Source organism: Sporolactobacillus mangiferae, from assembly GCF_023336505.1.
Classification (GTDB): domain Bacteria; phylum Bacillota; class Bacilli; order Bacillales; family Sporolactobacillaceae; genus Sporolactobacillus; species Sporolactobacillus mangiferae.
Map to the genome: position 1 here is coordinate 21,014 of NZ_JAMAST010000017.1, position 10,873 is coordinate 31,886.

Annotated in this window: 14 protein-coding genes; all 14 read left to right on the top strand. The window is 44.9% G+C overall.

Annotation, left to right across the window (positions count from 1 at the left end; genetic code table 11):
* Positions 1 to 157: 157 nt before the first annotated feature.
* On the top strand, positions 158 to 715 hold the full coding sequence (gene efp, locus M3N64_RS11575; protein WP_249102368.1) for an elongation factor P: 558 nt from the start codon (positions 158 to 160) through the stop codon (positions 713 to 715).
* A 514-nt stretch (positions 716 to 1,229) separates the two neighbouring features.
* A complete protein-coding gene (gene spoIIIAA, locus M3N64_RS11580; protein ID WP_438271020.1) occupies positions 1,230 to 2,183 on the top strand; it encodes a stage III sporulation protein AA in 954 nt (317 codons plus the stop codon).
* Entirely contained in the window at positions 2,180 to 2,695 is a 516-nt protein-coding gene (gene spoIIIAB / locus M3N64_RS11585; protein WP_249102371.1) for a stage III sporulation protein SpoIIIAB, read from the top strand. The genes spoIIIAA and spoIIIAB overlap by 4 nt, the downstream gene beginning before the upstream one ends.
* Positions 2,696 to 2,862: 167 nt before the next feature.
* Positions 2,863 to 3,066, top strand: a complete 204-nt coding sequence (gene spoIIIAC / locus M3N64_RS11590; RefSeq protein ID WP_249102373.1) for a stage III sporulation protein AC — start codon at positions 2,863 to 2,865, stop codon at positions 3,064 to 3,066.
* 14 nt (positions 3,067 to 3,080) lie between these two features.
* The gene (spoIIIAD, locus tag M3N64_RS11595) at positions 3,081 to 3,482 is read left to right on the top strand and encodes a stage III sporulation protein AD (RefSeq protein WP_249102375.1); all 402 of its coding nucleotides are present in this window, start codon (positions 3,081 to 3,083) and stop codon (positions 3,480 to 3,482) included.
* 1 nt (position 3,483) lies between these two features.
* On the top strand, positions 3,484 to 4,683 hold the full coding sequence (gene spoIIIAE / locus M3N64_RS11600) for a stage III sporulation protein AE (protein ID WP_249102377.1): 1,200 nt from the start codon (positions 3,484 to 3,486) through the stop codon (positions 4,681 to 4,683).
* Between the two features lie 14 nt (positions 4,684 to 4,697).
* On the top strand, positions 4,698 to 5,333 hold the full coding sequence (spoIIIAF, locus tag M3N64_RS11605; RefSeq protein WP_249102379.1) for a stage III sporulation protein AF: 636 nt from the start codon (positions 4,698 to 4,700) through the stop codon (positions 5,331 to 5,333).
* 6 nt (positions 5,334 to 5,339) lie between these two features.
* On the top strand, positions 5,340 to 5,999 hold the full coding sequence (gene spoIIIAG, locus M3N64_RS11610) for a stage III sporulation protein AG (protein ID WP_249102381.1): 660 nt from the start codon (positions 5,340 to 5,342) through the stop codon (positions 5,997 to 5,999).
* A gap of 13 nt (positions 6,000 to 6,012) precedes the next feature.
* Positions 6,013 to 6,552 carry a SpoIIIAH-like family protein gene (locus tag M3N64_RS11620; protein ID WP_283163431.1) on the top strand — a complete coding sequence of 180 codons (540 nt, stop codon included), beginning with the start codon at positions 6,013 to 6,015 and terminating at the stop codon, positions 6,550 to 6,552.
* 310 nt (positions 6,553 to 6,862) lie between these two features.
* Positions 6,863 to 7,351, top strand: a complete 489-nt coding sequence (gene accB, locus M3N64_RS11625; RefSeq protein ID WP_249102383.1) for an acetyl-CoA carboxylase biotin carboxyl carrier protein — start codon at positions 6,863 to 6,865, stop codon at positions 7,349 to 7,351.
* A 15-nt stretch (positions 7,352 to 7,366) separates the two neighbouring features.
* Complete coding sequence (gene accC, locus M3N64_RS11630; protein ID WP_249102385.1) at positions 7,367 to 8,719, top strand: acetyl-CoA carboxylase biotin carboxylase subunit; 1,353 nt, start codon at positions 7,367 to 7,369, stop codon at positions 8,717 to 8,719.
* A 19-nt stretch (positions 8,720 to 8,738) separates the two neighbouring features.
* Positions 8,739 to 9,143, top strand: a complete 405-nt coding sequence (locus M3N64_RS11635; protein WP_249102386.1) for an Asp23/Gls24 family envelope stress response protein — start codon at positions 8,739 to 8,741, stop codon at positions 9,141 to 9,143.
* A gap of 448 nt (positions 9,144 to 9,591) precedes the next feature.
* A complete protein-coding gene (gene nusB / locus M3N64_RS11640; RefSeq protein ID WP_249102388.1) occupies positions 9,592 to 9,996 on the top strand; it encodes a transcription antitermination factor NusB in 405 nt (134 codons plus the stop codon).
* Positions 9,997 to 10,011: 15 nt separating this feature from the next.
* Positions 10,012 to 10,872 carry a bifunctional 5,10-methylenetetrahydrofolate dehydrogenase/5,10-methenyltetrahydrofolate cyclohydrolase gene (locus tag M3N64_RS11645; RefSeq protein WP_249102389.1) on the top strand — a complete coding sequence of 287 codons (861 nt, stop codon included), beginning with the start codon at positions 10,012 to 10,014 and terminating at the stop codon, positions 10,870 to 10,872.
* Position 10,873 lies beyond the last annotated feature (1 nt).

The window sequence follows — 10,873 nt, forward strand, 5'->3', positions numbered from 1 at the left end:
GGCGGGTAAATCACTGTTACATTTCTGTTCATGCATTTTTTCCGTTCAGGTGAATGCATGCTTTTTTCATGAGTGTGTTCATGCACAGCATTCTTTTTGAAAGAATGCTGTGCATGGTTTCCCGCTGCTGCAAGCGATGCATTAAAGGAGGAAGCTTATGATTTCTGTAAACGATTTTAAAACAGGCTTGACGATTGAAGTTGATGGAGATATATTATCCGTTATTGAATTCCAGCATGTCAAGCCGGGAAAAGGTGCGGCATTTGTTCGTTCGAAACTGAGAAATCTTCGTACCGGCGCCATTCAGGAAAAAACATTCCGCGGTGGTGAAAAAGTCAACCCTGCACGAATTGAAAACCGAAAAATGCAATATTTGTATTCAAGCGGTCCCACTTATACATTTATGGATATGGAATCCTATGAACAAATTGATCTGGATGAAAGCCAGATTAAAGAACAGCTTAATTTTCTAAAAGAAAATATGGAGTGTAACATCCAGTCTTATGAAGGTGAAACCCTGGGTGTTGCCCTTCCGAACACGGTGGTCCTTGAAGTGACTGCTACCGAGCCGGGCATTAAAGGAGATACAGCATCCGGCGGATCAAAACCAGCTACTTTGGAAACAGGCTACGTGGTTCAGGTTCCGTTCTTTGTAAATGAGGGCGATAAGCTCGTTATTGATACACGTTCCGGACTTTACGTTTCCCGGGCGTAATTGATTCTTTGCTTAAACTAAATGGATATGCGATGCAAAACCAGCTTCTTCGGAAGCTGGTTTTTTTAAGAGGTTAAAGAAGGATAAGATGGTGCCCTGCAGGCAACTAGCAAAACAATACAATGCCTTGCCTGGGCATCAATAAATCATGGTTGGAGATGGAGGACCGGGCTATGCCCGGTTTTTCTAATACTATAAGAAAGTATATAAAATTTAAGGAACATAGTATAAGCGGTCCGAAAAAACGCCGCGTCCTGCGGCTTATCGGACACTAGGCCGTCCATGGCTGTCGCGACGGCGGCTTCGCCCGTGTCAAAGGCTTGGCAAAGCCAAGCTTTCTAATGGGTTAACAAGTATTCTTTCACGTGATTCACAACGGTAAAAATTGAGACTTGGAATAAGAATGAATCTGTCATGAGCCGACGTATCAATCATATTGTGTACAAGCAGACATATATTTTGAAGAGGACTTATTAGTTGTCTGCCGCAAGTCATTGATCCGAGGTGAATGTCCTTGAAACAGATCCTTCCTTATCTACCTGAAGCTTTTCAGCAAATCATCTTTCGGATGCCTGAACATGACCGTGAAATGCTTGAAGAAATACGCCTGCGTACGGAAAGGCCGCTTGAACTGATTGTATCAGGGAAAAGGTGGAAACCGTCAGAAGGAACCGAACTTCCCATTTTCCACAGAGAACAGGCCAGGCAGCTGCTGCAAAAAATCAGTAAATATTCATTGTACACGCTGGAAGAAGAACTAAAACGCGGATTTGTTACGATTCAGGGAGGGCACCGCATTGGACTTGCCGGACGGGTATTGACAGAACACGGTCATGTGCTTCGACTGCGCGATGTCACCTTCTTTAATATTCGGCTTGCAAAACAGAAGATCGGTGCTGCTCTCCCGCTTGTGCCTTATTTATATAATCGGTTTCGATGGTACAATACCCTTCTGATTGGCGCACCGCAAACAGGAAAAACGACGATGCTGAGAGATTTGGCACGACTTGTGAGCGAAGGGATGCCTGAACGATATATCCAATCACGTAAAACGGCAATCGTCGATGAGCGCTCGGAAATTGCCGGCTGTGTGAACGGCGTTCCGCAAAATCGATTAGGATCACGTACGGATGTTATGGATGCCTGTCCAAAGGCGGAAGGGATGATGATGATGATCCGATCCATGAGTCCTGAGGTGCTTATTGTTGACGAAATTGGAGGCAAAGCAGATACAGATGCCCTTTTTGAAGCACTCAATGCCGGGGTTTCGGTTATTGCAACCGCACATGGCTTTACCTTTGAACAGCTTGCTCAGCGCCCTTCCATCCGGCCGCTTGTCGATGCCCGTCTTTTTGACCGTTATGTGATCCTTTCGCGACGAAGTTACGTTGAACAAACGGGCTGCCGGCTTACGATACTGGACCAGTCAGGTAGAAAGATGTCTGCGACAGAAGGGATCTGGCAGTGATAAAGATCATAGGGTCACTCTTAATCCTGTTTTCATCAACTGCGATTGGCTTGCTGCTTGCCAGGCGATATCGTGATCGTCCAAGAGAAATCCGTCAATGGCGTTCGGCACTTCAATCGATTGAAGCTGAAATTGTCTATGGACGTGTGCCTGTTGATCAGCTGGCGGATGATCTGTCCAGGCAAATGCCGGTACCGCTTTCAGATTTTTTTACTTTACTTAAAGAATTACTGGACGGACAAGACCTGCCACTTCAGGATGCATGGATTCGAGCGGTTCATCAATTTTGGACGAGGACCTCAATGAAGCAGCCCGAAAAAGAAATTATACTCCAGTTTGGTTCAACACTTGGAGCGGAGGATGCAGAAAATCAGCAAAGGCATATTCAGCTCGCCCTCGCTCATTTGGCACGCGAGGAGTCAGATGCACGTCAGGCTCAGAAATCCAATGAGAAAATGATGCGAAGTTTAGGTGTTTTAACCGGAGTTTTGATCGTTCTGTTATTTCTATAAGTTAGGCTCTGTTCAGCGTTGCTGCTGCTTTTTTGATTCATTGGTTTGCTGAACTTGTGTAAGAACAAGTCTTACTTTGAATACATGATGGAATACAAGATGACTCTTTAACAGATCCATAAATTAAAGCTGACTTTCATGTGCTGCGAGGGAGAGGAGGGGGCCCCGTGTCATTAGATGTAAATACGATTTTTCAAATTGCAGGCATCGGTATTATTGTTGCGATGATCCAGACAGTCTTAAAACAAATGGGAAAAGAGGACTGGGCGCAATGGGTCACATTAATCGGGTTTATTGTGATTCTCTACATGGCTGCAACGCTCATTGATGATCTGTTTGAGAAAATACGCCAGGTATTTCTGAACATGTAACGGGGAGACGGCCAATGGATATACTTCAGATCGTCGGGCTGGGACTCGCCGCCACATTTCTCGCCCTCGTACTTAAGGAAAAAAATCAAGTGTTCGCGCTGGTGGTTTCAGTTGCAGCGAGTGTCTTTATTTTATTGATGTTGATCGACCAGATTCAGCTGGTCATGAATATGTTAAAAAGCATGGCGAAAAATGCACATTTAAATAACGTTTATGTGGCTACTATTATTAAAATCATTGGCATTGCTTATATATCGGAATTTGGGGCACAAATTGCGAAAGATGCCGGCCAGGGCTCGATGGCAGGGAAAATTGAATTGGCAGGAAAGATCATTATTCTTGTGATGGCAATTCCGATTTTGACAGCGATCGTTGAAACGATTATGAATTTAATGCCGCAAATGGGAGGTGGTTAAAATGGCGGTCCGCAAAAGGATAGATGGTCTGCATGTTCTTTTTATTTTCATGGCAGTTCTGTTTTTTATTTTTTGTGCGGACAAGCCGGTTTATGCGGATCAGTCAGGTAATTCAGTTAAAGAATGGTCTGATCAGCAGCTGGATAAATTGGATACTGCTCAGATCGAGACCTATTGGAAAAAGGTTGTTAACGATTATGGCGGTTATCTTCCCGAGACCGATCCGAGTTTCAAAAATTTTGTGCATTCAAATAAGCAGGGCTTTGTTAAGCAGCTGATTAGCGGGGCGGTACATTCATTGTTCCATGAACTGCTGGTGAGCAGTAAGCTTCTTGGCACGCTGATTTTACTTACCGTCTTCTCCACATTGCTTCAGACCATTCAGTCTGCATTTGAGCATAAAGCAGTATCAAAGGTTGCTTATATCGTTGTGACAATGGTGCTGATCATTCTTCTCCTCAACAGTTTTCACCTTGTCATTACCTATATGAATGATACGGTGAATACGATGAGCCATTTTCTTGTTGCACTCATTCCGCTTATTTTTGCGTTGACTGCTGTTACGGGAGGTATGGCATCGGTTGCCTTTTTTCATCCACTTGTGATCTTTCTTGTGAATGCATCCGGCTGGCTGATTTCATCCTTTGTCATTCCCATGCTGATCCTGTCCGCATTGCTCGCAATTGTCAGTACCCTTTCTGACCATTACAAACTGACAAGGCTGAGTGACCTTTTGAAAAACGTAGCGCTCTTTACTTTAGCTGGTTTTTTCGCCGTTTTTCTAGGTGTGATTTCAGTTCAGGGAGCGGCAACAGCCATATCTGACGGACTGATGGTGAAATCGGCAAAGTTTTTTACAGGAAATTTTATTCCTGTTGTTGGGCGAATGTTTACAGAGGCAGCGGACACAATTATGGGCGCATCCGTGTTACTTAAGAATACGGTTGGTATCGCCGGCTTACTTATTTTGATTTGCATAACTATTTTTCCACTTATAAAAATTCTGTCACTCGCATTTATATACAATCTGGCAGCGGCGGTCCTTCAGCCGCTTGGTGGCGGACCGGTTATCGATTGCCTTGTTATTATGGCGAAAAGTGTTTTTTATCTTTTTGCTTCGCTTGCCGTTGTTTCACTGATGTTCTTTCTTGCAATCACGATCATCATTGCGTCGGGAAATCTCTCGCTGATGGTTCGATAGGGGGGATTTTTAATATGAACTATCTCGTCCATTGGGTATCAGAAGTTGTTTTGATCGTTCTCTTTGCCGTTATTCTCGAGTTACTTATACCGGCCGGAGCATTTCAAAAATACATCAAGTTTGTTATTGGGCTTGTACTCATTGTTGCGCTTTTGGATCCTGTCATCCGGCTGTTCCATGTGGATCCAAATAGTCTTCTTGGAGATCTGAATACGGAGCGGTACAACGGATCCGTAAAAAATGAAACATACCGGCAAAAAAGTGAGATACAAAAGGATCAAGCCGCATATATTCAAGAACAAGTGGTTGTCCAGATGAAGAATCAAGTGAAGGAGGAGTTGAATGAGAAATACGGATTGCAGATCACCCATTTGGCACTTACTGCAAAAAAAAATACCGGACAAGAATTTTCTTTGGACAAGGTTACGGTCACTGTGGGCAAAGCAGATACAGATTCAGGCGGCCAAGAATCAGGAAGTCAGACCATTCAACCCGTTAAAAGTGTTTCAATCAACATAGGTAAAGCGAGACATGTGCCTGAAAGTAAGAAATATGAATACAAAAAGCTGAGCGGCGTCCGCTCCTTCCTTGGCAAACGATGGGCGCTTGATCCGGGCCTCATCAAAATAAATACTGAAGGAGGGGGTTAACCCGAGATGCGATGGATCAAACCTATGCTGCAAATGATTTTCGGTAATCAGGACCATGACGGAAAGTTTACAAAAAATACAAAAAATACGTTTGTAAAACTTGTGATGCTGGCACTGGTCGGCATGGCGCTGCTCACGGCAAATCATTTTTTCTCAGGAAAACCTTCCTCCGCAACGCAGGAAAGCAAAACAGTATTCAGCAGCAAGGATTCCAAAGATTTGTCGGAGATCAAGGCTGGCGGCAGCCAGAATGCGTCAACGACGATTGAAAAATATGAATCCTATGTGAATCAAAATCTGAAAAATATATTAGAACAAATCCGTGGTGTATCCAATGTATCGGTGATGGTCACGTTTGCCTCAACAGAAAAGAACATCTATCAAAATAATACTAAGACACAAGATAATCAGACAAGCGAGACGGATCGAAACGGCGGGAAGCGTGAAGTGAACGAACGGAATGAGGACACGGAAGTTGTGATGATTGATCGTGATGGCAATAAGGCACCGGTTGTTATCGGGAAGGAACAGCCGACGGTTCGTGGTGTCATCGTCGTTGCACAGGGAGCTGCCGAGCCAACCATTAAAGTACAGATCATGAATGCAGTTGCGACGGTTTTGGACATCCCTACTTATAAGGTTGAAGTATTGGATAAAAATGAATGAGGAGGCAATCCAAATGTTAAAAAAACAAACGATCTGGCTGCTTACAATGTTAAGCTTAATTGTGGTTCTGTCGGTCTATGCTTTGTCCACTTCAGGCAGTCATTCAGGTCAGGAAGCCAAACCATCTGCACAGGAAGCACAGTCTGTATCAGCTGATGTAAAGAACGGTAAATCTACCGATGCGAACGTAAGTGCCGTGGCTGCAAAACTGGCTGATATTGAATTAAGCAAGAATGATGAACGTGCACAGCTTGAAAAAAAGTATGAAAGCGTCATTGCCTCAAAAAGCAGTTCTGCAAAGGAAATCAGTGCAGCATATGATCAGATGTCCACTTTGAAGTCATTGGCGGACAGTGAAAAAATGCTTGAAGATGTGATTCGGTCCAAGGGGTTTAAAAACAGTGTTGTGAAAACGAGTGGAAGCCAGGTTCAAATTTTTGTGGACTCAAATAAATTAACTGATAAGCAGGCGAACAATCTGATCCAATTGACAAATGAGTATCTGGGAACAGGCAGAGTAGTCAGTGTTACCTATGCGTTAAACGAAAAATGACAACTATGGAAATTAGAGAAGATTTTTAGCTTGAAATTCGGTAGAATAGAAACTGTTGCAATCATCTGCAGCAGTTTTTTTGTATGCTGTAAGAAACATTTTGCTGCATGAGTGCGTACAAGTTGTTGATATTTAATTATAGGTTGTGTTAAAGAAGCATGCTGTTTTTCAAGCGGTGACGTTTAACAGTGCCTGTAAACAGACGAAAACCTTTGCCTGATTATTGGTGAACGGATGATTGTTGATTCCGAAAAACGATCGATGATATGCTATAATTGGGAACAAAGGTACGGACAAAGGAGTGCTGGTTTTGTTGACTATTGAAGAAATAAAAGCATTAATAAAGGAGATGGATTCATCTTCGATCAGTGAACTGAAGTTTGAGTCGGATGATGCGAAAGTGACTTTGAGGAAGGCCGATGCATTTGCCGGCAAGACCGTTGTTCAAGCGATTCCCGAATCTGCGCCAATTCAGGTACCGGCGCAGCCGCAGCCTTTTGCTCAGCAAAGTGCGCCTGAGGAGCAGACAGTAAACGCTGATAAAGCGGAGGAAGCATCACTGCATCGAATTACGGCCCCAATGGTAGGGACTTTTTATTCTTCGTCATCACCGGATGCGGATGCTTTTGTTCAAAAAGGATCGAAGATTGACAAGAAATCAGTGGTCTGCATTATCGAAGCAATGAAACTATTCAATGAGATTGAGGCGGACTGCAAGGGAACCATCGTTGATATTCTCGCAGAGGACGGTCAACTTGTTGAATACGGGCAGCCATTATTTCTAGTCAGGGAAGATTAAGGAGTTCATACATTCATGATAAAAAAAGTTTTAATTGCAAATAGAGGAGAGATTGCGGTTAGAATTATCCGCGCATGCAAAGAATTGGGGGTAGAGACCGTTGCGGTCTATTCTCAGGCGGATAAGGACGCGTTGCATGTCCAGCTTGCTGACGAGGCCTACTGTATTGGCCCGAACGCCCCAAGAGACAGCTATCTGAGTTACACGAACATGATCAGTGTTGCGACACTTACCGGCTGCGATGCGGTTCATCCGGGATATGGATTCCTTTCCGAGAACGCGGATTTTGCTGAAATGTGCGAGGAATGTAATCTTATATTTATAGGGCCTACTTCGGACGCCATTAATAAAATGGGGATTAAGGATGTCGCAAAACAAACGATGAAAAATGCCGGTGTGCCGGTTGTTCCCGGATCGAACGGAGTCATCGGCAATGTGGAAGACGGAGTAAAGATTGCCGGCGATATAGGATATCCGGTCTTAATCAAGGCGACGGCCGGCGGTGGCGGAAAGGGCATCCGGGTTGCCAGAAACGAAGAAGAACTGCGTCATGGCATTACGATTACGCAGCAGGAAGCAGATACTTCATTCGGCAATTCCGGAGTCTACATTGAAAAATATATTGAGGATTTCCGTCATGTAGAGATCCAGGTGCTTGCGGATAGCCAGGGGCATGTGATCCATCTCGGCGAGCGAGACTGCACGATTCAGAGACGATTACAAAAACTGCTTGAGGAGTCTCCTTCACCGGCTTTGAATGAAGCGAAACGTCGTGAAATGGGTATGGCGGCGGTGCGTGCCGCTCGCGCAGTAAACTATCGGGGTGCCGGCACAATTGAATTTATCTATGAACCAAGCGGGTCATTCTATTTCATGGAAATGAATACGAGAATTCAGGTGGAACACGGAGTGACCGAATCAGTAACCGGTCTCGATCTGGTCAAGGAGCAAATTCGTATCGCTTCGGGGGAGCCGCTTTCTATAGATCAGGAGGCAGTCCGGTTAAACGGACATGCGATTGAATGCCGCATCAATGCTGAAGATCCGGAAAAGAACTTTATGCCTTCCTGCGGGCGTGTGGAGACCTATTTAGCTCCGGGCGGTCCCGGCGTACGCATTGATTCGGCAGCCTATCAGGGTTATTTTATACCCCCTTACTATGATTCCATGGTTGCCAAAGTTATTGCCTATGGAAAAACACGTGAAGACGCAATTAACATCATGCAGCGGGCACTGGACGAATATGTGATTGAAGGAATCAAGACCACCATTCCTTTTCACCTTAGATTGCTTCAGCATCCTGTGTTTGTGAGCGGTAATTTTAATACCAAGTTTTTGGAAAAATATCCGTTAAATGAACAGAGCTAACTATGGAGGTGTGTGACACATGCCTGAAAATGAAAATCGGTCAATTGAAGTTGAAGAACAGCAGGAGGATCTGGGGAGAATTGAAATTTCTCCAGAAGTTATTGAGGTGATTGCAAGCCTTGCGGCAGTAGAAGTGGTTGGTGTCAGCGATATGCATGGCCATTTTGCTTCAGGAATGGTTGAGAAACTGAGCGGCCGTAATTATCGGAAGGGCGTAAAAGTGGATTTAAATGATGACGGCATTACCATTGATGTACAGTTAACGATGAATTACGGAGTCTCAATTCCGGACGTTGCGGGAAGGGTACAAGAAAATATTGCTCAGGCACTGAAACGAATGACTGCGCTCGACGTTCACGAAATCAACATTCATGTCGTCGGCATCCATTTCCAGCATAAAGACAGTAACATCTCAGAAGGCTGAAAAGAGGATGTCTCAAAAGTCTATTGACAATGGGACATCTTTTACGTGCGCGGGTAGCGGACTCCTGCGGGATGTTCCTGTTGATCACGAGCCAAAGTGGACCTCGCAGGCGTTGTAGGATCTGACGAGGAGCCTCCTTGATCGTCCGCGTCGGCCCTGTTGATACGAGCAATCGGAGCGCAGTATAAAGTTCAGTACCTTTTGGGACAGTCTCTTCTTCATATGCGTGCAAAATGGGCATAATGTTCTTTTGTGATTGCATGCGTCTTATGCTGGAAGATCGTATCATTGCATTGTTTTTACAGACGAAATTGATCAGGTACACGTCATTTAAAAATTTTTTAGAACTGGATCCAGTGCATAACCTTATGCAGCCTGCAGTATAGAGCGGAGGCGCTTCTATCTGTGCTAAGGCTTAATAACGATCAGCAAAGGAGGGGGAATAAGCATGAATCGACGAGACGCACGCAAGATGGCTCTACAAGCCCTGTTTCAAATGTCACTCAGCGGCACGGATCGCACGACTGCACTGGAAGCGCTCAATGAGGGCGGACAACCGATTGATCCTTTTGTCAATCAGTTACTGGATCAGGTTCTGGCGCACGATAAGGAAATTGATCGACTGATTAGCAGGCATTTGCAGAATTGGTCACTCACCCGTGTTGGAAATATTGATAAAGCGATTCTTAGACTTGCGGTTGGTGAAATGCTGTTTATGGACGATGTTCCGGTTACCGTGACAGTTAATGAAGCTGTTGAGCTTTGCAAGGTTTTCAGTGACGAGCAGACAAGAATTTTTGTCAACGGTGTTTTATCAGGTATTTCCAAGGAAATGGAGACGAAAAAAAGGTAGGGGACGGGTCAAACGATGGTGGCCAAGCTAATCGATGGAAAAGCCATTGCAGCTGCGAAAAGGCAAGCGATAAAGGCACACATAAATATTTTGAAAAGACAGGGAATGATACCAGGGCTGGCCGTTATTTCGATTGGAAGCGATCCTGCTTCTGAGGCGTATGTCAGAGGAAAAGTTCGTGACTGCATAGAAGTAGGTATCCATTCGGAGGTTATTCGTTTTTCGGAAAATGTTACAGAAGAGCAGTTGCTCCGTGAGATCAGAGCGTTGAATGTCGATGATCATATTCACGGCATGCTTATTCAGCTGCCGCTTCCTGAGCACATCTCCAAATGGAAAGTTGCTCAGACGATTGGCCCGGAAAAAGATATTGACGGATTTCACCCGGTTAACATCGGGAAAGTGGCCGCCAATGAGGGTGGCTTTGTCCCCTGTACAGCGGCAGGCATCATTGAAATGATAAGGGAAACCGGTGTTTCTGTATCCGGTCAGCACGTGGTGATTGCCGGACGCAGCACGGTCGTCGGTAAACCTCTCGCCCTTCTTTTTTTAAATCAGGATGCGACGGTGACCATTTGTCACTCGAGAACCAGGCAGCTTTTCCAGTATACAAGGCAGGCGGATATTCTGGTTGCAGCAACAGGAAAAGAGGCTTTGTTTCATGCGGGGGACATTAAACCGGGCGCGATTGTCATAGACGTTGGCATGACTCGGAGCGCTGAAGGAAACCTTGTCGGTGATGTTGCATTTGAAGAAGTTAAAAACAAGGCATCATTGATTACGCCGGTTCCCGGCGGTGTTGGACCGATGACTCGTGTCATGCTTTTGGAACATACATTAATTGCGGCTGAACAGCAGCGCAAAAAGGGCAGCTGAT